This is a genomic window from Pseudomonas sp. SHLD1, assembly GCF_028640935.1.
GTDB lineage: Bacteria > Pseudomonadota > Gammaproteobacteria > Pseudomonadales > Pseudomonadaceae > Chryseomonas > Chryseomonas aestiva.
In genome coordinates, this window is the sequence record NZ_JAQZAD010000015.1 from 151,720 (window position 1) to 177,858 (window position 26,139).

The 26,139-nt window shown below is 63.0% G+C and carries 22 protein-coding genes; 21 read left to right on the plus strand and 1 reads right to left on the minus strand.

The annotated features are described in order from the left end of the window. Window positions 1-6: 6 nt before the first annotated feature. From xerC to PVZ77_RS13025, 13 genes are all read left to right on the plus strand, one after another. A complete protein-coding gene (gene xerC / locus PVZ77_RS12965) occupies window positions 7-900 on the plus strand; it encodes a tyrosine recombinase XerC (RefSeq protein ID WP_273806887.1) in 894 nt (297 codons plus the stop codon). Then, complete coding sequence (locus PVZ77_RS12970) at window positions 897-1,601, plus strand: HAD family hydrolase (RefSeq protein WP_273806888.1); 705 nt, start codon at window positions 897-899, stop codon at window positions 1,599-1,601. Before xerC ends, PVZ77_RS12970 begins: the two co-directional genes overlap by 4 nt. Before the next feature lie 963 nt (window positions 1,602-2,564). Next, window positions 2,565-3,944: a pyridine nucleotide-disulfide oxidoreductase gene (locus PVZ77_RS12975; RefSeq protein WP_273806889.1), complete on the plus strand. Its 1,380-nt coding sequence runs from the start codon at window positions 2,565-2,567 to the stop codon at window positions 3,942-3,944. Between the two features lie 44 nt (window positions 3,945-3,988). After that, complete coding sequence (locus PVZ77_RS12980; protein ID WP_133860436.1) at window positions 3,989-5,161, plus strand: DegT/DnrJ/EryC1/StrS family aminotransferase; 1,173 nt, start codon at window positions 3,989-3,991, stop codon at window positions 5,159-5,161. A 19-nt stretch (window positions 5,162-5,180) separates the two neighbouring features. Further along, window positions 5,181-6,716 (plus strand): lipopolysaccharide biosynthesis protein, encoded by a 1,536-nt coding sequence (locus PVZ77_RS12985; RefSeq protein WP_273806890.1) that lies wholly within the window; start codon window positions 5,181-5,183, stop codon window positions 6,714-6,716. Between the two features lies 1 nt (window position 6,717). Further along, on the plus strand, window positions 6,718-7,653 hold the full coding sequence (locus PVZ77_RS12990; RefSeq protein ID WP_273806891.1) for a glycosyltransferase family 2 protein: 936 nt from the start codon (window positions 6,718-6,720) through the stop codon (window positions 7,651-7,653). 57 nt (window positions 7,654-7,710) lie between these two features. After that, window positions 7,711-9,924, plus strand: coding sequence for a polysaccharide biosynthesis tyrosine autokinase (locus PVZ77_RS12995; RefSeq protein WP_273806892.1), 2,214 nt, complete (start codon window positions 7,711-7,713; stop codon window positions 9,922-9,924). Between the two features lie 47 nt (window positions 9,925-9,971). Further along, complete coding sequence (gene rfaH / locus PVZ77_RS13000; protein WP_273806893.1) at window positions 9,972-10,502, plus strand: transcription/translation regulatory transformer protein RfaH; 531 nt, start codon at window positions 9,972-9,974, stop codon at window positions 10,500-10,502. A 35-nt stretch (window positions 10,503-10,537) separates the two neighbouring features. After that, a complete protein-coding gene (locus PVZ77_RS13005) occupies window positions 10,538-11,536 on the plus strand; it encodes a glycosyltransferase (RefSeq protein ID WP_183631823.1) in 999 nt (332 codons plus the stop codon). After that, complete coding sequence (locus PVZ77_RS13010) at window positions 11,533-12,780, plus strand: glycosyltransferase family 4 protein (protein WP_273806894.1); 1,248 nt, start codon at window positions 11,533-11,535, stop codon at window positions 12,778-12,780. Before PVZ77_RS13005 ends, PVZ77_RS13010 begins: the two co-directional genes overlap by 4 nt. Window positions 12,781-12,811: 31 nt before the next feature. Then, complete coding sequence (locus tag PVZ77_RS13015) at window positions 12,812-13,900, plus strand: glycosyltransferase family 4 protein (RefSeq protein ID WP_133860429.1); 1,089 nt, start codon at window positions 12,812-12,814, stop codon at window positions 13,898-13,900. Window positions 13,901-13,937: 37 nt separating this feature from the next. Continuing rightward, complete coding sequence (locus PVZ77_RS13020; RefSeq protein ID WP_273806895.1) at window positions 13,938-14,255, plus strand: hypothetical protein; 318 nt, start codon at window positions 13,938-13,940, stop codon at window positions 14,253-14,255. A 45-nt stretch (window positions 14,256-14,300) separates the two neighbouring features. Next, the gene (locus PVZ77_RS13025; protein WP_273806896.1) at window positions 14,301-15,500 is read left to right on the plus strand and encodes a glycosyltransferase family 4 protein; all 1,200 of its coding nucleotides are present in this window, start codon (window positions 14,301-14,303) and stop codon (window positions 15,498-15,500) included. Between the two features lie 3 nt (window positions 15,501-15,503). Here the strand turns inward: PVZ77_RS13025 and PVZ77_RS13030 are convergent, their stop codons facing one another. Then, window positions 15,504-16,367, minus strand: coding sequence for an isocitrate lyase/PEP mutase family protein (locus PVZ77_RS13030; protein WP_133860426.1), 864 nt, complete (start codon window positions 16,365-16,367; stop codon window positions 15,504-15,506). 288 nt (window positions 16,368-16,655) lie between these two features. On the opposite strand from PVZ77_RS13030, the gene PVZ77_RS13035 reads away from it, so the two are divergent. The 8 genes from PVZ77_RS13035 (at window position 16,656) to PVZ77_RS13070 (ending at window position 26,094) form a co-directional block, all read left to right on the plus strand. Further along, window positions 16,656-17,864 carry a methyltransferase gene (locus PVZ77_RS13035; RefSeq protein WP_273806897.1) on the plus strand — a complete coding sequence of 403 codons (1,209 nt, stop codon included), beginning with the start codon at window positions 16,656-16,658 and terminating at the stop codon, window positions 17,862-17,864. 138 nt (window positions 17,865-18,002) lie between these two features. After that, window positions 18,003-18,215 carry a hypothetical protein gene (locus tag PVZ77_RS13040; RefSeq protein WP_133860424.1) on the plus strand — a complete coding sequence of 71 codons (213 nt, stop codon included), beginning with the start codon at window positions 18,003-18,005 and terminating at the stop codon, window positions 18,213-18,215. Window positions 18,216-18,685: 470 nt separating this feature from the next. Then, the gene (locus tag PVZ77_RS13045; protein WP_133860423.1) at window positions 18,686-20,095 is read left to right on the plus strand and encodes an undecaprenyl-phosphate glucose phosphotransferase; all 1,410 of its coding nucleotides are present in this window, start codon (window positions 18,686-18,688) and stop codon (window positions 20,093-20,095) included. A gap of 154 nt (window positions 20,096-20,249) precedes the next feature. Beyond that, complete coding sequence (locus PVZ77_RS13050) at window positions 20,250-20,690, plus strand: low molecular weight protein-tyrosine-phosphatase (RefSeq protein WP_133860422.1); 441 nt, start codon at window positions 20,250-20,252, stop codon at window positions 20,688-20,690. A gap of 15 nt (window positions 20,691-20,705) precedes the next feature. Continuing rightward, window positions 20,706-22,922 carry a polysaccharide biosynthesis tyrosine autokinase gene (locus tag PVZ77_RS13055; RefSeq protein WP_133860421.1) on the plus strand — a complete coding sequence of 739 codons (2,217 nt, stop codon included), beginning with the start codon at window positions 20,706-20,708 and terminating at the stop codon, window positions 22,920-22,922. A gap of 201 nt (window positions 22,923-23,123) precedes the next feature. Then, on the plus strand, window positions 23,124-23,999 hold the full coding sequence (locus PVZ77_RS13060) for a glycosyltransferase family 2 protein (protein WP_273806898.1): 876 nt from the start codon (window positions 23,124-23,126) through the stop codon (window positions 23,997-23,999). Next, a complete protein-coding gene (locus tag PVZ77_RS13065; RefSeq protein ID WP_158889710.1) occupies window positions 23,992-24,732 on the plus strand; it encodes a WecB/TagA/CpsF family glycosyltransferase in 741 nt (246 codons plus the stop codon). The genes PVZ77_RS13060 and PVZ77_RS13065 overlap by 8 nt, the downstream gene beginning before the upstream one ends. A gap of 84 nt (window positions 24,733-24,816) precedes the next feature. Then, a complete protein-coding gene (locus PVZ77_RS13070) occupies window positions 24,817-26,094 on the plus strand; it encodes a hypothetical protein (protein ID WP_273806899.1) in 1,278 nt (425 codons plus the stop codon). Window positions 26,095-26,139: the final 45 nt, after the last annotated feature.

Consider the following 26,139-nt stretch of genomic DNA (forward strand, 5'->3'; position numbering starts at 1 on the left):
CGGAGCATGCAGGTCCAGCTCGATGCCTATCTCGACCACCTGCGGCTGGAGCGCCAGGTTTCGCCCCACACGCTCGACGGCTACCGGCGCGACCTGCGCAAGCTGCTGACCTTCGTCGAAACCGAAGGCCTGAGCGACTGGGGCGGCCTGGACGGTCGCCGTCTGCGCGCCCTGATCGCCCAGCTGCACCGGGCCGGCGCCTCCAGTCGCAGCCTGGCGCGGCTGCTGTCGGCCTGCCGCGGCTTCTATCTCTACCTGATCCGCGAAGGCCACTGCAGCCAGGATCCGGCCCATGGACTCACGCCCCCCAAGGCACAGAAGGCCCTGCCCAAGGTGCTCGACGTCGACCGCTCCATGCAGCTGCTCGATGGCGCCGTGGAGGACGACTTTCTCGGCCTGCGTGATCAGGCGCTGCTGGAGCTCTTCTACAGCTCCGGACTGCGCCTCTCCGAGCTGGTCGGGCTGGACCTCGCGGACGTGGATCTGGCCCAGGGCCTGGTCCAGGTGCGCGGCAAGGGCAACAAGGAGCGGGTGCTGCCCATCGGCAGCAAGGCCCGGGACGCCCTGGAGGCCTGGCTCAGGGTCCGGCTCCAGGCCGCACCGCGCGACGACGCCCTGTTCATCGGCCAGCGCGGTCTGCGCCTGACGCCCCGCGCGGTACAGCTGCGGGTGCGCGAGGCCGGCGTGCGCGAACTGGGCCAGCACCTGCATCCGCACATGCTCAGGCACAGCTTCGCCAGCCACATGCTCAGCGCCTCCGGCGATCTGCGCGCGGTCCAGGAGTTGCTCGGCCACGCCGACATCGCCACCACCCAGATCTACACCCACCTGGACTTCGGCCAGCTCGCCGAGGTCTATGACAAGGCGCACCCCCGCGCCAAGCGCAAGGCCAGCCGATGACGATTCGCCTCGTGACCTTCGACCTCGACGACACCCTCTGGGAAATCGCGCCGGTCATCCATTCCGCCGAAGCCCTGCTGCGTGACTGGTTCGCCGCCTCCGCGCCGCGGCTGGGCAGCGTTCCGGTCGAGCACCTCTGGGCGATCCGCGATCACCTGCTGCAGCAGGACGCCGGTCTCAAGCACCGGGTCAGCGAGATGCGCCGCCGGGTCATCCATCAGGCGCTGCTCGATGCCGGCTATGTCGAGCCCGAGGCTGCCCAGCTGGCCGAAGCAGGCTTCGCGGTCTACCTGGCCGCTCGCCAGCAGGTCACCCTGTTCGACGACGTCCACCCCACCCTGGAGCGCCTCGCCGATCGCTATACCCTGGGGGTGCTGACCAACGGTAATGCGGATGTGCAGACCATCGGCCTGGCCGACTACTTCCGCTTTGCCCTGAATGCCGAGCAGCTGGGCGTCGGCAAACCCGACCCCATGCCTTTCCGCGAGGCCCTGCGTCTCACCGGCATCGCTGCCGACGCCACCGTGCATGTGGGCGACAACCCCGTGGACGATGTCGCCGGCGCCCAGCGCGCCGGTATCCGCGCCGTCTGGTTCAACCCCTTGCAGACCCCCTGGCAGGGTCCTGGCAAGCCGGATGCGGAGATCCGCAGCCTGAGCGAGCTTCCCGCCCTGCTGGAAGGCTGGTCAGGCAGGCCGTGAAGTCAGTAATACCCAATGCCGAAAGGCTGATTTCTCGTGCTCGCCGGTCGTCTACTAGGGCCCCGGGTTCTGTTAACCAATCGCCAAAATATTCGTCACACTTATCGACCTCGACAGCAGAAGCTTTGCGACCCCCTTCACCAAAAGCCGCGCGGCTGGACGATTTTTTGCCAAGCACACCTCATTTGGCTGGCGATTCCTCGATAACAACAGCGCCGATAGCCGTCTCGCTGGCCGGATTTCCCCTCCGGACCTCGCGTTGACAGTGCTAACCCTTTTGACAATCATTGCGACAAGTTCGAAGTAGCGCTGGGATTGCGCGCTGAACCAGCCGCCGTTCAGGTCAGGGAAGACAGCATTACCTCCCCCCTCCTCTGCGTCTCGCCGATGGCTTCTCAAGTTCCTGCTCAAACATTGTCAGGTCTTGATATCGGTAAATAACCCTCTGTTCATCCCGTCCAGGTGCAAACCCGTGCGGTAGCCATGTCCCGATTGGACCGGTTACCACCCACGTCACGGCAAACCTGTGCGGTAGCCATGCCCGGTGCTGGACAGAAGGGGACGATCACCGTGCCAGCAAGCACCTGCAGGACTACAGGGATGTCACCCGAGCGGGACTTAATTCTTTTCCCCCAGGCAACTTCAACCGTGCCCGTACCAGGCCGAAAAGTGGCTCAGCCAGACCAACTTCGGCCTGCCTCCGTCACCAGCAGCCTGGCCCGGATGAGTGTGGAAAGTGCTTGGCAGACAGGCTCGAGCAAGTTCGCTTACTTCTGCTGCCGACACCTGCGGATTAATTATTGGCAAGAGTTAAAACAGGCACTGACCGACATTCATCAGACGGTCATTAAGTCAATAAAGATTAAAACGATCCGCTGCATTTTTTGCTGACTGCCGGGCACTGTGAAAGCCAGTTTCAATCACGTTAATTGCGCCTCGAAGGCGCACAGAGAGGAAGCCCCGATGGCAAGGAATGATCTATCGGAATCGACATTAGGATGTCTAATTGGCGGCGCCGGTCCGGCAGGCCTGGGATTCCTGTTCAATGCCATCAAGCGCGGTGCCCTGGAGCAACTCGCCCAGGCCGGCACCATCATCGTCGACGCCGGGACCGAACTCGGCGCCGGCAAGCTGGGTGACTATCAGATCATCGCCAACTCGGTGAGCGACGTCTTTCTGGACTGCCTGCGCGATCCGCTGCTGGCGCCCATCCTGGCCCCGCTGCAAGCGTCCCCGACCTTTCGCCACCTCAAGCTGAATGCCCAGGAAGCACCGGCGCTGCCCATCGTCGGCCAGCTCTTCCAGCAGGCCGCCGGCCTGGTCCTGCCCTGGCTCGAACGCCAGTACGGCATCCCCACCTGGCGCCAGACCCGCATCATCGAAGTGACCTGCGAAGGCTCGAGCTATGTCGTCTGGCTGGAACAGGCCGGCGCCATCCGCCGCGTCCGTACCTCCAGCCTGGTGCTGAACCTGGGCGGCAAGCAGACCCGCCACAGCTTCGAAGAAAGCATCCAGGCCATGGGCCTGCAGCTGCCCCAGAGCGCCTCGATCGACAGCTCCGACAATCTGCTGCGCCTGCAACCCGAAGCCCTGCGCCAGCGCTATCGGGCCCGCCTCAAGGATGGCGGTCCGATCTGCGTGGTCGGTGGCTCTCACAGCGCCTTCTCCGCCCTCGACAACCTGGCCAGCGCCCTGCACCACGATGGTCTGCGCGAACTGACCCTGGTCCATCGCTCACCGATCCGGCTGTTCTACGAGACCGCCGCCGAAGCCCTGGCCGCCGGCTACGCCTTCGACCCGCTGCAGGACATCTGCCCCATCTCCAAGCGGGTCAACCGCTCCGGCGGACTGCGCTACCGCGCCCACGAGATCGGCCGCCAGGTCCTTGTCGGTCAGGGCATCGGCGGTACCCCGGTCAAGGTCAAGACGCTGCAACTGGATGGCAGCGCCGAACAACTGGCCAGCGCCCAGACGCTGTTCGACAGCGCCGCCCTGCTGGTGCAGGGCATGGGTTACCAGCCCATCGTGCCCGAGCTGCGCTGCCAGGACGGCCGTCCGCTGACCCTGCGCACCCTGCGCGGCGGTCTGGACTCCGATGCCGCCGGCAGCCCACTGGACCAGCACGGCCAGCGCCTCAAGGGCCTGCACCTGTTCGGCCTGGGCTCGGGACTGGCAGTGGATCCTCGCCTGGGGAGCGAGGCGTCCTTTTCCGGACGCATCTACGGGGTCTGGCAGTTCCACAACGATGCCAGTCGCGAGGCCCTGGAGTCGGTTCTGGAACGTCTGGACAAGCCCGGCGCCGCCTTCCGGCAACCGGCCAGTCCGGTCGCCGAACACGCTTGACCGAACCGACACGTATCAAGGACTCGATAAGCAGGTACCGGATCATGATCAATGTGACCAAGCCCTACCTTGGCGATAAGGAACGCTTCAAGGCGTATATCGACAAGATCTACGCCAACAACTGGATCACCAACCAGGGCCCTCTGCACGCTCAGCTCGAAGAGCGCCTGCGCGACTACCTGGGCGTCAGAAACATCATCCTGGTCAACAACGGTACCCTGGCCCTGCAGGTCGCCTATCGCGCCCTGGGCCTGACCGGCAGCGCCATCACCACGCCGTTCAGCTTCGTCGCCACCACCAGCACCCTGCACTGGGAAGGGATCCGGCCGGTGTTCGCCGACATCCATCCGGAAACCTGGAACCTGGATCCGGCCAACGTCGAAGCCGCCATCGAGCACGACACCTCGGCCATCGTCGCCACCCACGTGTTCGGCAATCCCTGCGATGTCCGCGGCCTGCAGCAGGTCGCCAACCGCCACGGCCTGAAGGTCGTCTACGACGGCGCCCATGCCTTCGGCACCCTGTTCGAAGGCCGCTCGGTACTGCAGTGGGGCGACATCACCACCGTCAGCTTCCACGCCACCAAGCTGTTCCACACCATCGAAGGCGGCGCGATCATCACCGAGGACGACGAACTCGCCGAGCGCGTCCGCCGCATGATCAACTTCGGCATCGTCGATGCCGAACGCATCGAAGGCGTGGGCATCAACGCCAAGCTCAACGAGGTTTCCGCGGCCATGGGGCTGTGCATCCTCGACGAACTGGAAGACATCCTGGCCCGCCGCGCCGTCATCGGTCAGCACTATGAGAGACGCCTGCAGGGCGCATTCGACCTGCAGCGTCCCACCTACGGCACCCAGCTGAACTACAGCTACTTCCCGGTGGCCCTGCGTGACGAGCCGAGTCTGCTCGACACCAAGAAGGCCCTGAACGCCGTCGGCATCAACCCGCGCCGCTACTTCTATCCGTCGCTGGAAACCCTGGATTACCTGCAGCCCCAGGCGATCAAGCCGGTCTCGCGCAAGCTGAGTCACCGCATCCTCTGCGTGCCGCTCTATCCGGACCTGCCGCAGGCGACCCAGGACCTGCTGATCGACACCCTGCTCCTGGCGCAGCAGAAAAAGACCAGCATGGAATCCCTGCGGGCACTCATCACCCCGGCACAGCTGCTGCCGAGCTGGGATTTTCCCGGCGACTCCTCTCCTGCTCTAACTTGACCCTGGCCCGCTATCTCCCATGACCAGTCCCGCGAAAGTGTCGGTGTTGCGCAACACCCTGATCAACTATGCCGGCCAAGCCTATGCGCTGCTGATCGGCATCTTGATCCAGCCGATGTATCTCGGTCATCTGGGTGCCGAAACCTATGGTCTGATCGGCTTCTTCGCCGTGCTGCAGACCTGGCTGCAACTCCTCGACGTCGGCATCTCCGCGTCCCTGGTGCGCGATGTCGCCCATGGCCGTGGCCAGACCGGTGCCGGGCGCACCCGTGGTCAGCTGCTGCGCTCGCTGGAATTCATCTTCATTCCCCTGGCGACCCTGGCGTTCGTCGCCATCGAGCTGAATGCGGACTGGATGGCGGGTCACTGGCTCAACGTCCAGGGCCTGCCCACCGAGACCGTGGCCCATTGCATCGGCCTGATGGGGCTGATGATCGCCTTCCGCCTGCTGTCGACGCTGTACAAGAGCGGCGTCCAGGGGGTCGAGCTGCACGGCTGGCTGAACCTGGTCAATGTGCTGATCGCCACCGTCCGCTACTTCGGCGGCCTGATCCTGGTGATGTGGATTTCCCAGGAGCCGCTGGACTTCTTTGTGTTCCAGGCCTTCGTCGCCGTGTTCGAGATGCTGGTCTATGCGCTCAAGGCCTATCGCCTGCTGCCCAACCCCACCTGGTGGAGCGGCTTCGACTGGCAGCGGGTGAAGCCCATCGTGCCCTTCGCCCTGAGCATGTCCTTTACCTCGATCCTGTGGATCGCCCTGACCCAGCTCGACAAGCTGGTGCTGTCCAAGGCGCTGCCCCTGGCCGAGTACGGCTACTTCAGCCTGGTGGCGCTGATCTCCACCGGCATCGTCACCCTGACCAATCCGCTGGTACAGGCCCTGCTGCCGCGCATGACGGTCCTGGTGTCCCAGGACAAACCGCTCGAACTGGAACGGCTCTATCGCAACGCGGCGCGCTTCGCCTTCGCCATCCTGCTGCCGCTGGCGGCCATGGTGGCCTTCCATGGCGAGGCGCTGGTCTTCGCCTGGACCGGCGACAAGGTCTCCGCGCACTGGAGCGAGCCGATCCTGTTCTGGTACGCCCTGGGCGCGGCGCTGCTCGCCCTGAGCCAGTTCCAGTTCTATCTGCAGTACGCCTACGGCAAGTTGCGCCTGCACGTCTGGTACAGCCTGGTATCCGCGGCCATCTCGGTGCCCATCGTGATCCTGGTGGTCCTGCACTACGGCGCCTATGGCGCAGCGCTGGCCTGGTTCTTCATGCGCCTGATCCCCTTCGTGATCTGGCCGATGATCGTCCACGGCCGCTTCGCGCCGAATCTGCAGCGCTACTGGAACCAGGACCTGCTGGTGGCCGTGGTGGTGACCGCCATCGGCGTGGGCCTGAGCAAGCTGCTGTACCAAGAGATTCAACCGCAGGAGCGGTTCGCCATCCTGGCCACCCTCGCCCTGGGCGGTGGCCTGACCCTGGTGCTGATGGCGCTGAGCTACGTGCTCTGTTCTCCGAAACAGACCCGCTCGCGCCTGTTTTCCCAACTCTACAAAGCAGGTATCTGACATGGACGCTCGGACCGAAGCAGAGATCATGAAGAACTGGCCGACGGATTGCAGTCGGCCGGTCGCCAGCATCGTCTGCCTGACCTTCAACCATCGCGAGTACATCGGCCAGGCCATCGACGGCTTCCTGCGCCAGCAGACCGATTTTCCTTTCGAGATCATCGTCAACGACGACGCCTCGACCGATGGCACCCGGGAAATTCTCAAGGACTACGAGCGCCGCTATCCCCGGCTGATCCGCCTGATCCTGCAAAAGGAAAACCAGTACAGCCAGGGCAAGCCCTATGGCATGCCGGTGTTCCAGCACGCCCGCGGCGACTACATCGCCTACTGCGAAGGCGACGACTACTGGAACGATCCGCGCAAGCTGCAGCTGCAGGTGGACTTTCTGGAGAACAACCGGGACTACGCCCTGACCTTCCACGCTTCCTATGCCTTCAACAGCAAGGGGATCGTCAATCCGCAGCGTTTCGGTGGCCAGGATCACTACGACCGCAGCGAAACCGACCTGAAGAAGGCGTTGCCGCTGTCCACCCTGACCGCCTGCTTCCGCAATGTCCTGCGGGAACTGCCGCCGGAGCTGGAAACCGCTGCGCTCATGGACATCGTCTGGTGGTCGCTGCTCGGAGCCCACGGCAAGGGCAAGTTCATGGACGAGATCCGCCCCGCCGCCTACCGCGTGCACGAGGGCGGGATCTTTTCCATGCGTGCCAGCCAGAAGCGCCTGCAGATGGATCTCCACACCCAGTACTGCCTGGCCAACTACTACTACCGGCTGGGCGAGCGCGACCTGCATGTCTTCTTCCTGCGCCAGGTCCTGAGTCTTTCGCTGTCTTCGATTCCACCGACGCAGAAGGTCAAGGCGCTTCTGCGGGCGGTCAGCAACATCACCCTCAACATCGGCCGACGCTTCGCCCCCAAACGCGTCACCTACTGAACTTACACAGAGCAGTTTTCCGGCTGCCAGGTATCCAGCTAAAAGGAAGGGACCCCAATGACCGTCATGCAGCGCTCTTCGTTCGAACAACACGAAGAACAACATCTGGATCTCAAGACGATGGCCCTCACGCTTCTTGACCACAAGAAGCTGATCGCGGGCATCACCGCGGGCTTTCTGGCCGTGGGCATCACCTACGCCGTGCTGTCCACCCCGCAGTACGTCGCCGGGGCGATGATCCAGATCGAACCCAAGAAGAATGCGCTCACGGCGGTCGCCGAGACCGTGGTGCGACCCAATTCGGCCTCGCCGGCCGTGGCCGAGATCGAGCTGCTGAAGTCGCGCGCGGTGCTGACCAAGACCGTGGAGAATCTGCGCCTGGACATCGAGGCCAAGCCGCGCTTCTTCCCGCTGATCGGCCACTACCTGTGGCGCCACTACGAAGCCGAGAAGCCAGGTCAGCTGGCGGACAGCTGGCCGCAACTGCGCGGCTTCGCCTGGGGCGGCGAGCAGATCGACGTCTTCCAGTTCGACGTCCCGGACGACATGTACGGCGAGACCCTGACGGTGGTCGCCGGCAGCAACGGTCGCTATCGCCTGCTGGACAAGGACAAGCAGCCCCTGCTCGACGGCCAGGTCGGCCAGATGGCCACCGGTAACGGCTATCGCATGCAGATCAAGACCCTGACCGCGCGCCCCGGTACCGAATTCAAGGTGACCCGCAATCGCGTCATCACCACCGCGCAGCTCTATCAGAATCGCATCAAGACCAGCGAAGCCGGCAAGGAGTCGGGGATCATCTACCTGTCCCTGGCGGACGAGAATCCCGACCTGGCCAAGAGCGTCCTGTCCGAGATCAGCCGCCTGTACGTCATGCAGAATGTCGAGCGCAGCTCGGCGGAAGCCGCCCAGCGCCTGGACTTCCTGCGCGGCCAGCTGCCGGCGGTGCGCAAGGACCTGGAAAGCGCCGAAGCGGCCCTGAACAGCTATCAGACCAACAGCCGCTCCGTGGACATCAGCCTGGAAACCAAGGCCGTCCTGGACAAGATCGTCACCCTCGACACCAACATCTCCCAGCTCAAGCTCAAGCAGGCCGAATACGATCGCCTCTATACCCGCGATCACCCCAGCTACAAGACCCTGCTGAACCAGCTCGCCCAGCTGGAAGTGGAAAAACGCAGTCTGCAGCGCAAGGTGGAAGCCCTGCCCAGCACCCAGCAGGAACTGCTGCGCCTGAACCGCGACATGAAGGTCACCAACCAGACCTATCAGCTGCTGCTCAACCAGGCCCAGGAACAGGACATCATCCGCGCCGGCACCATCGGCAACGTGCGTCTGGTCGACAACGCCGACGTCAACCTCGACGAGCCGGCCACCAATCGCAAGATCGCGCTGATCCTGTCGCTGCTGCTGGGTCTGGTCACCTCCGTGGTGGTGGTGTTCGTCCGCCAGGCCTTCCAGAAGGGCATCGAGAATCCCGACACCGTCGAGCAGATCGGCCTGCCGGTCTATTCCACCCTGCCCTTCACCAAGGATCAGGAGCGCCTGAACCGTCGCCTGAAGAAGAAGACCCGTACCGGCGAACCCAACCTGCTGAGCGTGGTGCAACCGGCCAACCTGGCGGTGGAATCCCTGCGCAGCCTGAGATCCAGCCTGCACTTCGCCATGCTGGAAGCCAAGAACCGGGTGATCATGATTTCCAGCCCGACCCCGGGCGTCGGCAAATCCTTCGTTTCCAGCAACCTCGCCACCGTGGTCGCCCAATCGGGTCAGCGCGTGCTGCTGATCGACGCCGACATGCGCAAGGGCTATCTGCACCGCGTGTTCGGCCTGCAACCGCAAGCCGGCCTGTCCGAGCTGCTGACCGGTCGCAGCAAGCTGCGTGAAACCATCGTGCCGAGCGGTATCGCCCAACTGGACATCATCAGCTGTGGCCAGGCCGCGCCGAATCCCTCGGAGCTGCTGATGCACGCCAACTTCTCCCGTCTGCTGGACGAAGTGGGCAGCCTCTACGACCTGGTGATCATCGATACCCCGCCGATCCTGGCGGTAACCGATGCCGCCCTGGTGGGTCGCCTCGCCGGCACCACGCTGCTGGTCACCCGTTTCGGTCAGAGCACCCTCAAGGCGGTGGAGAACTCCCGTCGTCGCTTCGCCCAGAACGGCATCACCATCAAGGGCGCCATCCTCAACGGCGTGCAGCGCAAGGCCTCGACGTCCATGGAAGACGATGGCGTCTACGGCTACTACGAATACGGCCCCCGTACCTGATACGCCGCTCCGCCGCGCCTGACTGCCCCTAGAGAAGGAACTCGCCCATGACGCTCGCCCATCCCGCCGGTCACTGGTATCTGGTGCAGACCAAGCCCAACCAGGAAGTCCGCGCCGAAGAAAACCTGAGCAGACAGGGTTACGTCTGCTTCCGGCCCCAGCGCGAGCGCAAGGCCACCGGCAGAAGTCGCGCGAGCGGCAGCGAGTCGCTGTTCCCGGGGTACCTGTTCATTCAGCTCAACGACGTGAACGACAACTGGTACCCCATCCGCTCGACGCGCGGCGTCAATCGGATCGTCAGTTTCGGCACCCAGCCGACGGCCGTGAGCGAAGGCATCATCGACGACATCCGCCAGCGCCTCGCCGCGCTGGCGGAGCCTGCACCCAGCCATCAGCCCGGTGAGACCGTGCGGGTCCAGTACAGCCAGGAGCTGGAAATGGACGCCGTGTTCCTGAGTGCCGATGGCAACGAACGGGCCATCATCCTGCTGCGCATCCTGCAACGCGAACAACGGGTCAGCGTCGCTCTTGATCAACTGTCGGCAGTCGCCACCGTCAACCAGCGGCTGCGCGCCTGACCAAGAACTGTAAGGCCCTTTGGAGGAATCTGTTCATGCAATGCAAGACCACGGTCGTTACCGTCACCTACGGCAATCGCCTCGGCTATCTGGAGCAGCTGGTCACCCGCGCCCTGGCCGAACGCACCATTCACCAGGTCGTCGTGGTGAGCAATGCGGCGACGGTGTCGCTGGATAGCCTCGAGACCCGCTGGCCCGGTCAGGTCAAGGTGATCGCCCTGAGCGAGAACACCGGTTCCGCCAACGGTTACGCCGTGGCCCTGGAAGCGGCCCTGGCCACCGATACCACCCATATCTGGATGATGGACGACGACAACGCACCCCTGGGCGATGCCCTCGACGTGCTGCACCGTCGCCTCGACGAACTCGGCGCCGTCCACGGTCGCGACAAGGTCGCCGTGCTCGGCTACCGGCCGACCCAGCAGGCCGACATCGCCCAGTGCATCCCGACGCGGATGATCACCCAGCCGCGTTCGAGCTACTTCGGCTTTCACGTGGCCCGCATCCCCTACAAGATCTGGCGCCGCCTGCCCTGGGGCCGTCCGCGCGGTGGCCAGCCGGAAGCCCTGGTCGAGCTGCCCTTCGCCCCCTATGGCGGCATGCTCGCCCACCGCAGCCTCTATGAGCGCATCGGCCTGCCCCTGCGCGAGCTGGTGCTCTACTCCGACGACACCGAGTACACCTACCGCATCACCCAGGCCGGCGGAAAGCTGTTCATGGTCACCGAGGCGGAGCTCGAAGAACTGGAGCACTCCTGGAACATCAAGGAAGGCACCAGCAACGTCTACCAGAACTACCTGCAGGCCGGCTCGGACTTCCGTGCCTACTACGCCGCGCGCAACCAGGCCTGGTTCGACAAGAACGTCTGGGCCAGCTCGCGGCCGATGTACAGCCTCAACCGCTACGTCTTCCACACCCTGCTCAAGCTGTTCGCCCGTGACGACAAGAGCCGTCAGCGCCTGGCGCTGATCCGGCAGGCGGTCCAGGACGGCGAAACCGGCGCGCTGGGGATAAACCGCAGCTATCCGCTATGAAACTGCTCTTTCTCAACAGCTTCTATCCGCCCCATGTGGGCGGTGGCGCGGAGCTCATCCTGCAACGCAGCGTGGAAGGCTTCCAGCAGCGCGGTCACGACGTGGCCGTGCTGGTGACCGGTCCCGAGCAGGGTGTGCGGCAGGAGACGGTGAACGACGTTCGCGTCTATCGCGCCGGGCTGAAGAATTTCTACTGGCCCCTGACCCAGCAGCGCCCCGGTCCGCTGGCGCGCTTCGGCTGGCACTTTCGCGACCAGTACAACAGCGCGATGCGAGCGCCCCTGCGCCAGGTGCTGCAACAGGAAAAGCCGGACCTGGTGGTGTGCCACAACCTGTCCGGCTGGTCGGTCGCGGCCTGGGACGAGATCCGCGCCAGCGGCGTTCCCATCGTGCAGGTGCTGCACGACATGTACCTGCTGTGCCCGAAGAACACCCTGTTCAAGAAGGGCCAGAGCTGCCAGAAACTCTGTGGCAGCTGCGCGGCCCTGCGCCGGCCCCACGCCGAGCAGTCCGCCAAGGTGGATGCCGTCGTCGGCGTCAGTCGCTACCTGCTGGATACCATCGTCAACAAGGGCTACTTCGGCGGCGTTCCACGCCAGGTGATCCATAACGCCAGCCTGATCGCCGGCAGCAATGCCGAGACCGCGACCCCTAGTCCGGACGGCGTCGTCCGCTTCGGCTACATGGGCACCCTGTCGGAGAACAAGGGCGTGGGCTGGCTGATCGAGCAGTTCCAGCGGCTGTCGCTCAACGCGACCCTGACCATCGCCGGCAAGGGCCAGCTGGATTACGAAACCCAGCTCAAGGCAATGGCCGATCCGCAAAAGGTCAGCTTCGTCGGCTATCAGAAGCCCGAGGCCTTCTATCGGAGCATCGACGTCTTCGTCGCGCCGTCGCTGTGGGCCGAGCCCTTCGGCATGGTCGCCGTCGAGGCCTGCGCCTTCCGCAAACCGGTCATCGCCAGCCGCATGGGCGGCCTGCCGGAGATCGTCCGCGATGGGGTCAACGGCCTGCTCTGCAATCCCGACGACCGCGACTCCCTGGGCCGCGCCCTGCAGTGCCTGCATGACGATGCCGAGCTGCGCCAGCGGCTGAGTCTGCTGAGTCGCACCGCGGTGGCCGATCTGCTGAGCATGGACACCATGCTTGACCAGTACCTGACGCTCTTCGAGGACGTCCTGGGCAAGGCGCAACACGGCTCCACCAAGCCGCTTCACGTACCTCACACACAGCTTTCCAACTGATCCACCCCAGGTCACGGCAACGGGCAGAATCATGATCATCGTCAATTCCCGCTTCATCACCCAGGATCTTCGCGGCGTCCAGCGCTTCGCGGAATGCATCTCGCTGGAGCTGGCGAAGCTGCGATCCGACCTGCGCTTCGTCGCGCCGCCCGGCGTCGTCAGGCCCGACGTGGCCAAGCGGCTGAACATCGAGATCATCGGCACCCGCCAGGGCCAGCGCTGGGAGCAATGGGACCTGCCGAACTGGCTGAAGAGCCAGGGCAGCCCCCTGCTGCTGTCGCTGTGCAGCACGGCGCCGCTGCTCTATACCAACCAGATCGCCACCCACCACGACATCAACTACGTGCGCTTTCCAGAGAGTTACTCGTGGAAATTCCGCACCTCGTACCGCTGCCTGATCCCCATGCTGCTCAAGCGCTCGAATGCCCTGATCACCGTGAGTGAATTCTCCCGGGACGAGATCTCGCGCTTCTATCGCTACCCGAGCGACTCGATCACGGTCGTACCCAATGCCGTCGCCGACGCCTTCACCCTGGCGCCGCGAATCGACAGCGCCGATACCCCCTATCTGCTGGCGGTGTCCTCGCCCAGCTACCACAAGAACTTCTCGCGGATGCTGGAAGCCTTCGCCGCCCTGCCGCGGGACCTCAAGGTCGAATTGCGTATCGTCGGCGACAGCCACGCCGTGTTCGGCCAGAGCGATCTGGCGACCCTGGCCGCCAGGGATCCGCGGGTCAAGCTGCTCGGCCGCATCGACGATGCCGAACTGGCGCGCCAGTATCGCCAGGCCACCGCCTTCGTCTTTCCGTCGCTCTACGAGGGGTTCGGCATCCCGCCCCTCGAAGCCCAGGCCTGCGGCTGCCCGGTGATCTCGGCCAATACCGCCTCCATGCCGGAAGTGCTGCAGGACAGCGTCCTCTATTTCGACCCCTACGAGACGGCCAGCATCACCCAGGCGATGCGCACCATCCTGCAGGACGCACCGCTCAGGGAGGCGCTCCGCGCCAAGGGCCTGGCCAACATCCAGCGCTTCAACTGGCAGACCTCGGCCAGCAAGGTCTCCGACCTGCTGGACAGCGCCCTGGCGAGCTCCTCGAAGACCACGGCCAGGGCCGCCTGAAACGACCACAGAACAATAATTCAGCGATCAAGAACTCATGGAAGAGACAAGCAACGCCATGGCAGGCCAGAGCCGCTCCTCGGTACCCCTGACGCTCGACAACGACACGAGAACGTCCGGGCGCGTCCTTCAGGTCGCTGAATGCCACCTACTGCAAGGCGGCTCGGACGACATCGCGGCAGCGACCGCGGAATGTCCGGATAACGCCGCTGCTTGCGAAACGCCTGCAACAGACACCGTCTTTGCACAAAGCCCAACCATCAAGTTGCACGAGCTCGACAGCCCTTCGGACAGCATCGAGATCACCCGGCTGCCCTGGGGATATGCAGTGACCAGAAAGACCCGCACTCCATGAATCAGCACCAGCACTTGATTTCATTTCACGCTTAAGGAAGACGACATGAAAATCGCCATCGTTCACGATTGGTTGGTAACCTTTGCTGGCGCCGAACGCGTGCTTGCCGAACTGCTCGACATCTGGCCGGAGGCGGACCTGTTCAGCGTGATCGACTTCCTTTCGGACGAGGATCGGGCGCAATTGCAGGGCAAGCAGGCGACCACCACCTTCATCCAGCGCCTGCCCCAGGCCAAGAAGCGCTATCAGACCTACCTGCCGCTGATGCCGCACGCCATCGAGCAACTCGACCTGTCCGGCTACGACCTGATCATCTCCAGCAGCCATGCGGTGGCCAAGGGCGTCCTGACCGGTCCGGACCAGCTGCACATCAGCTACGTCCACTCGCCCATCCGCTACGCCTGGGACCTGCAGCACCAGTACCTCAAGGAAGCCGGTCTCGACCGCGGCCTCAAGGGCAAGCTGGCGCGCGTCATCCTGCACTACGTCCGCATCTGGGATCAGCGCACCGCCGCTGGCGTGGACGCCTTCGTCGCCAACTCCCACTTCATCGCCCGGCGCATCAGCAAGGCCTATCGCCGCGAAGCCAAGGTCATCTATCCGCCGGTCGACATCAGTCGCTTCACGCCCAGCGGCGGCAAGGAGGACTTCTATCTCACGGCCTCGCGCATGGTGCCCTACAAGCGCATGCCCATGATCGTCGAAGCCTTCAGCTCGATGCCCGACAAGAAGCTGGTGGTGATCGGCGCCGGCCCCGAATTCGAGAAGGCCAAGGAAGTCGCCGGCCCCAACGTCACCATGCTGGGCTACCAGGATTTCGACTGCCTGCTGGATCACATGCGCCGGGCGCGGGCCTTCGTCTTTGCCGCCGAGGAAGATTTCGGCATCACCCCCATCGAAGCCCAGGCCTGCGGTACCCCCGTCATCGCCTATGGCCGGGGTGGCGTCCTGGAAACCGTGCGCGGCCTGGATACGCAACAGCCGACCGGCGTCTTCTATCCGGAGCAGACCGCTGCCTCGCTATGCGCCGCCGTGCGCCAGTTCGAGGCCCTGGAAACACCGATCAGCCAGCAGGCGTGCCGGCAGAATGCCGAGCGCTTCGCCACCAAGCGCTTCCGTCAGGAAATGCGCGCCTTCGTCGAAGCCCGGGTCGCCGCTCTGCACCTGCCCGCCGACCTGGATCTGGACATCGTGACGCCCTTTCCCAGCAAGGGCCTGCAGCCGAGTTCGCTGAGCACGGCCTGATGGTTACTCCTTCACGTCCATGAATTCCCGCGCCCAGACTCGATACTCCTGCAGTGTCGAGTACTTGGTGGAGAGTTCCGATGCGGACAGGTCGGACGCGGTGATGTCGCGCTGCTCCCTGAGGCAATCATAGGTCGCCTTGATCGCCGCGAAGTAGGCGGCATGGCCGTTCACCACGACCCGCACCCCGGCCTTGGCCAGGCGGGCGTTGTCACGCAACTGGGGATTGCCGTAGGTCACCAGCATCACCGGCACGCTCAGGTGCTGGGTGATCTCTTCCAGGTGCGCGAAATCGCGAATGCCGACCATGCAGATACCGTCCGCGCCTGCGGCCTCGTAGGCCTTGGTGCGGGAGATGACTTCCGCGGTGCTCAATTCGGTGGCATTGGTCCGGGCAAAGATGCTCAGGGCTTCGTCGATACGGGCTTCCAGCGCGCCCTTGATCTTGCCGATGCCTTCCTCGACGCTCACCAGGTCGGTGGACTTGCGGCCATAGCCGGCCGGCAGCACGGTGTCCTCGATGGTCAGGGCAGCCACCCCGGCGCGTTCGAGCTCGGTGATGGTGCGCATCACGTTCAGCGCATTGCCGTAGCCATGATCGGCGTCGGCGATGATGGGCAGCCGGGCGACCCGACCGATGCGCGTGGCCTGCTCGACGAACTCGCTCAGGGTGATCAGGGCGAAGTCCGGCGCGGCCAGCACCTGCAGGGAAGCCACCGACCCGCCAAGGATGCCCATTTCGAAACCGAGATCATTGGCGATGCGCGCCGACATGGGATCGAAGACGGACGCCGTGTGGTAGCAACTGTCCGATTTCAGCAGGGATCTGAACGCTAGACGCAGCTTGTGCGGGGAGGTTGGCTTCATAGGATTTTCCTTCTGGGATATACCGAACAGACAATGTTAGCGCGACAAGTAGTGGTGACACGACCAGATGTCCGGCTTTGAGATAAATCGATTCATCAAGCTGACTCACGGTCACCGCTCGGCCTCGCGCGCTTCAGCTACCGGAAGCCAGGGTCCGAATGTCGTCGAGCAAGGCTCAGCTGGCGCAGCCGGGCGCCGGAAATTTCGATACCCAAGTCTGCCTGGGCGAAGTGACAATAGTGGCCAGGCCCTGCCTTCCTGCCAATCCCGTCATTGCCTAATGCCATCATGCTTGCCGCCGACTTGCTAGACCGCTTCACCGCCCTGGATCTCTTTCTGACCCGGCATCAGCACCTGTGGCGGCCCAGACCCTTCGTCGAACGCGAACTGGCCTGGGAATCGAGCCATCCGGATCTGGCCCGCTGGCTGCGGGCCCGCAGTCTGGAAGCGGCCGAGGCGGCCCATAATACTCCCCAGCTGCTGGAAGCACCTGAACCCTTCCGCTCGCTGGCCGCCACCTCGCTGGCGCTGGGTCAGGTCGAGGAGCGCCAGGCGCAGCCCGGTCGCGATCGGCCTGGCAGGCAGGAAGTCGACGTGCCCGGACGCAAATGGCTGCAGATAGAAGCCTTCGCCCGCACGCTGGACTTTCAGCAACCCGTACAGCGCTGGGTCGACTGGTGTGCGGGCAAGGGCCACCTCGCCAGGCACCTGACCCATCAGGGTGCGCCGGCCGTCTGCCTGGAGGTCGATGCGGCTCTCGTCGAGGAGGGCGAAAGGCTCAGCCACCGGGCTCGAACCCTGGTGCACCATTATCAGGCCGATGTGCTCCAGCCGCTGGCAGGAGCACCGCTCGGCAGTCGCGACACCCCCGTCGCCCTGCACGCCTGCGGCGACCTGCACGTCCAGCTGCTCAGGGTGGCCGCGGAACGGGGCTGCCAGCAACTGGCCCTGGCGCCCTGCTGCTATGACCGCATCGCCGCTGCGGCATATGGTCCGCTGTCGGTGCCGGCCAAGGCCTCGGCGCTGCGGCTGGACCGGGAAGCCCTGCGCCTGGCCCTCTGTGAAACCGTCACCGGCGGGCAGCGGGTGCGGCGGGACAGAGACCTGTCCATGGCCCGCCGGCTGGGATTCGATCTCCTGCAGCGCGAGATCAGGGGCTGCGATACCTATCTGAATACGCCGCCGCTGCCCAGCCACTGGCTGCGCCAGCCCTTCTCGGCCTTCGGTGCGGAACTGGCGCGGCGCAAGGGATTGCGGCTGCCCACCGGGATCGACTGGCCCCTCTGGGAACACCGGGGCTTCCAGCGGCTGGCAGAAGTTCGTAATCTCGAACTGCTGCCCGGTCTGTTCCGGCGTCCTCTGGAGCTCTGGCTGGTGCTGGACCAGGCGCTGTTCCTACAGGAGCAAGGTTACAGTGTGAGGTTGGGGACCTTCTGTCCCGCCAGCCTGACACCGCGAAACCTGCTGCTGACCGCGGAAAAACGCCGCTTGGTATAGGCCTACAGCCGCTCTACCCTGCACGTTTGTCGGAATCTGAGCGGAGGAGTGTAAAAAATACCTTTTGGTGATGGACTTCTCACAAAGTCTGCACAATAGTTAGGTTGCAATCTCGCAAAAAAAGCAGGAATAACAAAAATGCGCTACTACCTGCCCGTTTGGACCGGCGTTGCCGGTTGCCTCGTCTTCGCCCAAGCCCAGCTGCCCTGGCTTGCGGTGGCCTCCCTCCTTGTCAGCTGGTCGTTCCTGCTGTTCTCGCACGACAACACGAGAAACTCAGCCTGGCATTCCAAGATCTCCAGCCTCCCCGTCAATTCCCCCCTGAGTTTTCAGTCCCACCATCGCCATTGAGGCGTGTTTCAGGCCAGGGACTGGCCTACACCCGACCTGACCGGTCTGGCTGTCTCATTGTTTGGCGAACCAGCTCACAACTTCCGCATCCCGCATTAAAGTCCGACGGAACGTTTTACCCCCTCCCGCTGCCCGGGCAAGCCACTCATCGCACCCTGATGCGAGAGAAGTGTGCCAGCCGTCCGCCCGCGTTGTGACGCACTCCGCCCTTCTTCACTTCCCTCCCCCCGTCGCAGACCGACTGGCGTGCTATTTGCCCTGATTTGGGGCAACTCGACAGCGTCGTCCGGCCTTTCTACCGTGTGAACCTCTTAATCAGTGCCGAGTCCTAACGTCGCTACAGCCATCATGGCATTTAGCGATCGGTGGTCAGTCATCGGTCCTAGAGCGCCATAGTGAACATTTCATACGCTGGTAGCTGCCTCGCCCAGTTGAAAGTTCGTGCACGGTATACGCACAAGGATGGAACCATGAATTTGAAAGAACGCGGCATTTTGCATACGAATTCCTCGGCAATCTCGCTCGCACACCGCCTGCTCGATCTCGCCGTGATCACGCTGAGCGCCTACGTGGCAGGCACCTGGGCGTCGGACACCGGCATGCGTCCCGAGCATTGGGTCGTCATCTTCCTGTCCTTGCTGATCTTCCACTTCCTCACCGAGCTGAACCACGTCTATGGTTCCTGGCGCGGCGAGCGCATCACCGATGAACTGCTCAAGATCGCCACCTACTGGGTGCTGACCTTCGCGACCGTGTTCATGGTGGACTACTTCTTCTTCGATCAGTCCTATCTGACGCCTGGCGTGATGCAGGGCTGGCTGGGTCTGACGCTGGGCACCCTGTGCGGCTATCGCGTGCTGCTGCGCTCGATCATGCATTCCCTGCGCAAGGCTGGCATCAATACCCGCAATGTCGCCATCGCCGGCAACGGCATGGTTGCCCAGCGCCTGGCGCACACCATCAGCACGGCGCCCTGGATGGGCCTGCGCATTGCCGGCTTCTATAGCGACAACCAGGATACCGGTGAGGAAGGCGTGCCCAGCCCGGCGCTGAATGGCGGCCTCGACCAACTCATGCAGGACGTCCGCTCCGGCCTGGTCGACAAGGTCTACATCACCCTGGGCATGGCCGATCAGAGCAAGATCAACTGGCTGGTCCAGGAGCTGAGCGACACCACGGCTTCGGTGTACATCATCCCGGACATCTTCATGTTCCACCTGCTGCACGCCCGCAGCGAAAGCCTGGACGGCCTGCCCAGCATCAGCATCTTCGATACCCCGATGGATGGCGCCAGCCATATCGTCAAACGTATCGAGGACATCGTGCTGGCTTCGATCATCCTCGCCATGATCTCCCTGCCCATGCTGGCCATCGCCATCGGCATCAAGATCACCTCGCCCGGTCCGATCTTCTTCAAGCAGAAGCGCTACGGCATGGATGGCAAGCCGATCGAAGTGTGGAAATTCCGCAGCATGAAGGTCATGGAAAACGGCGCCAAGGTCACCCAGGCCACCAAGAATGACTCCCGGATCACCCCGTTTGGTGCATTTTTACGACGTACGTCTCTCGATGAATTGCCTCAATTCATTAATGTACTCCGCGGCGAAATGTCCATCGTCGGTCCCCGCCCCCATGCCGTCGCTCACAACGAGCAGTACCGCAAGCTGGTGCAGGGCTACATGCTCCGCCATAAGATGAAGCCCGGCATTACCGGCTGGGCTCAGGTCAACGGCTGGCGCGGCGAGACCGACACCCTGGACAAGATGCAGAAACGCGTCGAGTTCGATCTGGACTACATCCACCACTGGTCCTTCTGGTGGGACGTCAAGATCATCTTCCTCACGCTGTTCAAAGGCTTCATCAATAAGAACGCATACTGAGTCTGGCCGGGGCCGCTGGCCCCACTGCTCAGCACGACGATCTGGAGCCTGGACTCCTGACTCTAATTACATCGGCAGCGAGCAACTCCCAAGGGGATTGCTGGGCTATCTGCCGTCGATACCTGTTGTCCGGACAACAGGAAGGTTTTGAAGAATGATCAAGTCGATATTGGTTGTATGCGAAGGGAACATCTGCCGTAGCCCGGTCGCAGAAGCACTACTGGCCAAGGCCCTGGAAGGCCGTGACGTCCAGGTCGGCTCGGCCGGCATCAGGGCGCTGGTCGGCCACGGCATCGAGAAGACCGCTCAGGAGGTACTACTACGGGAGAACGGCATCGATTTCACGACCCACAAAGCTCGCCAGGCGGATGCAGAGATGCTGCGCAAGGCGGATTTGATTTTGACCATGGAAGAGTTCCACTCACGCTCCGTCGAAAGTATTGCTCCTGAAGTCAGGGGTAAGGTTTTTCTGATCGGGAAATGGTTGAGCAATCAAGAAGTACCAGACCCTTATCGCCTTTCTAAAGAGATGTTTCAAAATGTCCAAATACTTTTGACGCGCTGTGTAGACAGTTGGCTTCCATACATCAAATAGGGAAGAAGGAATTTCATGACCACGATGCCTCGCTTTACTCCCGAAGTTAAGAATGAGTCGGATATCAACTTCTCCGCACTCTTCGGTATGTTGATCGATTACAAATGGCAACTCTTGTCGGTAATCGGCATTTTCGCTGCGCTCGGTATCGGCTATGCCATCCTGGCCACGCCGATGTATTCGTCCAACGCCATGATCCAGATCGAAATGGAGAAGAAGGGCGTTACCCGACTGACCGATCAGTCCACCGGCATGCCGCCGCCCATGCCCGAGGCGGTGACCGAGATCGAGCTGCTCAAGTCGCGCTCCGTGATCGGCAAGGCGATCGAGAACCTCAAGCTGGATATCGAGGTCAAGCCGCGCTACTTCCCGCTGATCGGCAACTTCGTCGCACGTCGTTTCGATCCGCAGAATGAAACCGACGTCGCCTCTCCCCTGCTCGGCCTGAACAGCTTTGCCTGGGGCGGCGAGAAGCTGGTCATCGACCAGCTGGAAGTACCGGACAGCAATCTCGACAAGCCGATGAAGCTGAAGGTCGAGGACAACCAGAACTTCACCGTCTTCAATGCCGACGACGAAGTGGTACTGCACGGTGGCCTCGGCCAGCCGGTGAGCAATGCCGGGTACCAGATCAAGGTGACTACGCTGCAGGCTCGCCCCGGCACCGAATTCACCATCATGAAGAAGCGTTTCTCCAAGACCATCCAGGAATACCAAGGCCGCATCGTCGCCGGTGAGCGCGGCAAGATGTCGGGCATCATCGGTGTCGGTCTGCAGGACGCGGATCCGCTGAAGGCCCAGGCCATCGTCCAGGAAGTCGCGGACATCTACGTTCAGCAGAACATCGATCGCAACGCCGCCGAGTCCACCCAGAGTCTGGAATTCCTGCGTGCCCAGATCCCGGTCGTGAAATCCGACCTGGAAAAGGCTCAGTCCGCGCTGAACTACTACCAGACCAACAAGAAGTCGGTCGATATCGACAGCGAGACCAAGGGTGTCCTGGAACAGACCGTTGCCCTGGACAACCAGATCTCCGAGCTGAACCTGAAGCGCACCGAGATGGATCGCAAGTTCACTCGCCAGCACCCGGCCTACCAGGCGCTGATGAGCCAGCTGGGCCAACTCCAGGCCGAGCGCGCCAAGCTGCAGAAGCGCGTCGAAGTGCTGCCGGAAACCCAGCAGGAACTGCTGCGTCTGAACCGCGACATCGAAGTGACCGGCCAGACCTATGCGCTGATGCTGAACAAGGCTCAGGAACTGGAAGTCATTCGCGCCGGTACCGTGGGTAGCGTCCGCATCATCGACAACGCCAACGCCAACGTCGACGATCCGTCCGCGCCCAACAAGCCGCTGATCATCGCCGTCGCCATCATCCTCGGCGGCATCGTCGGCCTGGCCATCGTCTACACCCGCCATACCCTGCGTCGCGGTGTCGAGACCCCGGAAGCCATCGAGCAGATCGGTCTGCCGGTCTACGCCTCGATCCCCTACAGCAAGAACCAGGCGGACACCACCAAGGTACTGGGCACCAAGCAGCCGGGCGAATCCTCGCTGACCGCCATCACCCATCCGACCGATCTGAGCACCGAGGCGCTGCGCAGCCTGCGTACCAGCCTGCACTTCGCCATGATCGAGGCCAAGAACAACATCCTGATGATCTCCGGTCCCAGCCCGGGCGTCGGCAAGTCCTTCGTGTCCTCGAACCTGGCCGCGGTGATCGCCGAGTCCGGCCAGCGCGTCCTGCTGATCGACGGCGACATGCGCAAGGGCTATCTGCACAAGCTGATGAACACCAAGCAGCAGGACGGCCTGTCCGATCTGCTGAGTGGCCGCATCGCCCTGAACGACGCCATCAAGAAGACCGAAGTCGGCAGCCTGGATTTCGTCTCCTGCGGCCAGTTCCCGCCGAATCCGTCGGAACTGCTGATGAGCTTGCGCTTCACCACCGTGCTGAAGAAATTCAGCGAGCTGTACGACATCGTGATCATCGACACCCCGCCGATCCTGGCGGTGACCGAGGCCGGCATCATCGGCAGCCACGCCGGTACCAGCCTGATCGTCGCACGTTTCGGCGTGAACAGTGTCAAGGAGCTTGAGGCGACCAAGCGCCGCTTCGACCTCAACGGCATTCCGCTCAAGGGCGTGATCTTCAACGCCGTCGAACGCAAGGCCAGTAACTACGGCTCCTATGGCAACTACCACTACTCCTACGAGCAGGACGCCAAGAGCTGATGCACGACCCCGGCTGGACGGCCTGAGCGCCGTCCAGCCAATCCCTTCAGGGATCGCGGCAGTATTCGTACAGGCGCATCGAACAAGAAACTACCTCACACAGCGATTTCGAAGGGTTCGCCTCTGAACCCGGCCACGCTTGGCAGCCTTGGATCTCGACGCTGTACCGGATTGATGATTCTGAAGAATAGGAACACGCCAATGAACGTAGTCATGGTGCTCAACTACAAGGCCCCCAACGAAACCATCAGTTGTGTGGAGAGCATCCTCAAGCACTGCCCGTCCATCGATCACACGGTGGTGGTGGACAATGATTCCCAGGACGGCTCCATCGACGTCCTGCAACGCTGGCAGGCCGAAAACGGCCTGAGCCAGGTCACCGTGCTCGCCAGTCCGCGCAACGACGGCTATGCCGGTGGCAACAACTACGGCATGCGCTGGGCGCTGGACAATCTGGCGGTCAAGCATTTCTGGGTCGTCAACAACGACGCCTACGTCAAGGACGATGCCTTCGCGCCATTGCTGGCCGAACTGCAGCGCGCGCCCAAGACCATCGTCGGTTCGGTGATCCTGAGCTCCCAGACCGGTCGCCTGGAGTGCTATGGCGGCGGCATCCTCTATCCGCTGCTGGGCAAGTCCAAGCTGCTGGGCAAGGACATCGAGGTCAGCGAGATCGCCAAGCTGGACCGTGAACCCGATTACATCATGGGCTGCAGCATGGCGTTCTGCGCCAGCCTGCTGACCGAGATCGGATTCATGGACGAAGCCTACTTCATGTACTCCGAAGAGGTGGACTGGCAGCACCAGGCCAAGCGCAAGGGCGTCGCCCTTAAGGTTTCACCCGAGAGCCAGCTCTATCATTACGGCTCCATGAGCTCGGGTGGACGTAGCGCCTTCTATCACTACTTCCGCAACCGCGCGGCGACGCGTTTCAATCGCAAGTTCCACGGTACCCCCTACGCACTGGTCTCCGCCGTGTTGCTGTCCGGCATCACCGTGCTCAAGGAATTCAAGAATCCGAAACTGGCCTGGTCTGGCGTCAAGGGCGCCTTCAAGGGAGCGACGATGCATGTCTAACCTACGCACCCAAGCCTTTGGTATCGACTTCTTCACCGGTACCAAGGACGAGCTGCTGAACTCGATCAGCCAGGACATCCATCGGCCCTACAGCTACATCGTCACGCCGAACATCGACCATGTCGTGCAGCTGCAGAGCAATGCCGACATGCGCGAGTCCTACCAGCGCGCCGGCAAGCGCATCTGCGACAGCCGGATCCTGATGCCCATCCTCAAGTCGCTGGGCGTCGCCGTGCCCGAGGTCATCACCGGCAGCGATCTGACCCTGAGCATCCTGCGCAAGGCCAACGACGAGCGCCTGTCGGTGGTGCTGATCGGCTCCAGCGAGAACGACGTCGGCAAGCTGCGCCGGATGTATCCGCACATCCAGCTGGCGCACTACAATCCGCCGATGGGCTTCATCAACGATCCGCTGGAGACGCAGAAATGCGTCGACTTCGTGATGCAGAATCCGTCGGAATTCATCCTCTATGCCGTAGGGGCGCCGCGTCAGGAAAAGCTCGCGCGGCAGATCGACAGCAGCAAGCGTACCGGTGTCGGCCTGTGCATCGGCGCGTCCATCCTGTTCGCCGTGGGCACCGTCAAGCGCGCACCGCGCTGGATGCAGAAAGCCAGGCTGGAATGGCTGCACCGGCTGTGCTCGGAGCCCAAGCGGCTGGCCAAGCGTTATGTGCACGATGCGCTGAGCATCCTGCCCATCTATCTCAAGGAACGCAGCAGTCGACGCACCTGAGTGGCTGCCCCGCAGCGTTCTCAGCCGCAAGGAAGATGACCACCGGACAAGCCGTCCGGTGGTCCCGTCTGGATGGGTAGGTCTATGAGCATTCTCCGTAAAAGTACCGTTTCCTTCGTTCTCCTGATCCCGTTGCTGATCCTGCACCTGGACGTGTTCGGCGAGAGCCCGCACAACCCGGTCGGCATCCTCTACCTGAACGAGCTGTATCTGGCCATCTGCATGGCCTTCACCTTCTTCTACCTGCTGACCAGCATTGGCACCCAGCAGCGCGAATTCAAGATCCTGATGACCTACGCCGTCTATTCGTCGGTGGTCTTCATCGGGTTGCCGGCGATCTTTTCCTTCCTGTTCTACGGTCAGCCGCTGATCTATGGCCTGATCGAGGAGCGGCGGATCCTGTTCTGCTTCGGTTTCGCCACCCTGATGTTCCTCGGGCGCAACATGACCGCCTCGCAATTCGAGAAGGCCCTGCTGATCACCGCGCTGCTGGCCGCCGTCATGGCCTGGATGTTCAAGTTCGGCGCGCTGCCGGACCTGCGTGACAAGCAGTCCTCCTTCGACCGTCCGGATCGCTCTTCCATCGGTGCGCCGGCGCTGTGCCTGGCCTACTTCTACTGCATCCAGACCTGGAACAAGGGCATCTCGCCGATCGATGGCTCGGCGCGCAGCAAGACCGTCCATATCGTGCTGGCCATGTTCTTCCTGCTGACCCTGGTGTTCGGTACCCAGACCCGTCAGCTGATCGTGCTGGCGCTGTGCTTCACCGTGTTCTGCCTGAAGAGCAAGTCGATCGTCTGGATCTGCGTGGCGGGGCTGCTGCTGTCGCCCTTCTTCATCTTCCCCGATCTGATGAAGGTGCTGGGGCTGAATCTGGACTTCTATGCCCAGTCGGTGCAGGACGGTCCTACCGACGGCGTGCGCGAGCAGACCCTCGGCTTCATCTTCTCCCACCTCAGCCAGAACCACTGGTTGCCGAGCGGCTCGCTGTCGCTGATGTGGAACAACGGCTTCATCCCCTATTTCGGCGAGTACTTCTTCCTCTCCGACGTCGGGGTGTTCGGCACCCTGTTCCGCTTCGGCTTCCTGGCCTTCATCATCATCCCGGTATCGCTGTTCCTCTACTATCGCTGGGCGAAGATGCTGCATCCCGATACCGGTTTCGTGGTGACCGCCACCCTGGCCCAGCTGGTGATCTGGCCGCTGGCCGGCTTCTTCGAGTACCTCCAAGCCACCATCTGCTACCTGATGGTGATCCAGGCGCTGCGCACGCTGCACCACTACAGCTCCGCGTCCGCCCCGGAGACCTACGTCAGCAGTCCCTACCCGCGCCCGAGCAGCCAGCTGGCTCGCCCGGTCTGATCCCTCGTGCCGCCCGGCGTCCGCCGGGCGGCCCCAAGGAGTTTT

Excerpts from the sequence above, each read along its gene's own strand:
- xerC (WP_273806887.1), top strand. The coding sequence starts at position 7 with ATGCAGGTCCAGCTCGATGCCTATCTCGACCACCTGCGGCTGGAGCGC.
- PVZ77_RS12970 (WP_273806888.1), top strand. The coding sequence starts at position 897 with ATGACGATTCGCCTCGTGACCTTCGACCTCGACGACACCCTCTGGGAA.
- PVZ77_RS12975 (WP_273806889.1), top strand. The coding sequence starts at position 2,565 with ATGGCAAGGAATGATCTATCGGAATCGACATTAGGATGTCTAATTGGC.
- PVZ77_RS12980 (WP_133860436.1), top strand. The coding sequence starts at position 3,989 with ATGATCAATGTGACCAAGCCCTACCTTGGCGATAAGGAACGCTTCAAG.
- PVZ77_RS12985 (WP_273806890.1), top strand. The coding sequence starts at position 5,181 with ATGACCAGTCCCGCGAAAGTGTCGGTGTTGCGCAACACCCTGATCAAC.
- PVZ77_RS12990 (WP_273806891.1), top strand. The coding sequence starts at position 6,718 with ATGGACGCTCGGACCGAAGCAGAGATCATGAAGAACTGGCCGACGGAT.
- PVZ77_RS12995 (WP_273806892.1), top strand. The coding sequence starts at position 7,711 with ATGACCGTCATGCAGCGCTCTTCGTTCGAACAACACGAAGAACAACAT.
- rfaH (WP_273806893.1), top strand. The coding sequence starts at position 9,972 with ATGACGCTCGCCCATCCCGCCGGTCACTGGTATCTGGTGCAGACCAAG.
- PVZ77_RS13005 (WP_183631823.1), top strand. The coding sequence starts at position 10,538 with ATGCAATGCAAGACCACGGTCGTTACCGTCACCTACGGCAATCGCCTC.
- PVZ77_RS13010 (WP_273806894.1), top strand. The coding sequence starts at position 11,533 with ATGAAACTGCTCTTTCTCAACAGCTTCTATCCGCCCCATGTGGGCGGT.
- PVZ77_RS13015 (WP_133860429.1), top strand. The coding sequence starts at position 12,812 with ATGATCATCGTCAATTCCCGCTTCATCACCCAGGATCTTCGCGGCGTC.
- PVZ77_RS13020 (WP_273806895.1), top strand. The coding sequence starts at position 13,938 with ATGGAAGAGACAAGCAACGCCATGGCAGGCCAGAGCCGCTCCTCGGTA.
- PVZ77_RS13025 (WP_273806896.1), top strand. The coding sequence starts at position 14,301 with ATGAAAATCGCCATCGTTCACGATTGGTTGGTAACCTTTGCTGGCGCC.
- PVZ77_RS13030 (WP_133860426.1), bottom strand. The coding sequence starts at position 16,367 with ATGAAGCCAACCTCCCCGCACAAGCTGCGTCTAGCGTTCAGATCCCTG.
- PVZ77_RS13035 (WP_273806897.1), top strand. The coding sequence starts at position 16,656 with ATGCTTGCCGCCGACTTGCTAGACCGCTTCACCGCCCTGGATCTCTTT.
- PVZ77_RS13040 (WP_133860424.1), top strand. The coding sequence starts at position 18,003 with ATGCGCTACTACCTGCCCGTTTGGACCGGCGTTGCCGGTTGCCTCGTC.
- PVZ77_RS13045 (WP_133860423.1), top strand. The coding sequence starts at position 18,686 with ATGAATTTGAAAGAACGCGGCATTTTGCATACGAATTCCTCGGCAATC.
- PVZ77_RS13050 (WP_133860422.1), top strand. The coding sequence starts at position 20,250 with ATGATCAAGTCGATATTGGTTGTATGCGAAGGGAACATCTGCCGTAGC.
- PVZ77_RS13055 (WP_133860421.1), top strand. The coding sequence starts at position 20,706 with ATGACCACGATGCCTCGCTTTACTCCCGAAGTTAAGAATGAGTCGGAT.
- PVZ77_RS13060 (WP_273806898.1), top strand. The coding sequence starts at position 23,124 with ATGAACGTAGTCATGGTGCTCAACTACAAGGCCCCCAACGAAACCATC.
- PVZ77_RS13065 (WP_158889710.1), top strand. The coding sequence starts at position 23,992 with ATGTCTAACCTACGCACCCAAGCCTTTGGTATCGACTTCTTCACCGGT.
- PVZ77_RS13070 (WP_273806899.1), top strand. The coding sequence starts at position 24,817 with ATGAGCATTCTCCGTAAAAGTACCGTTTCCTTCGTTCTCCTGATCCCG.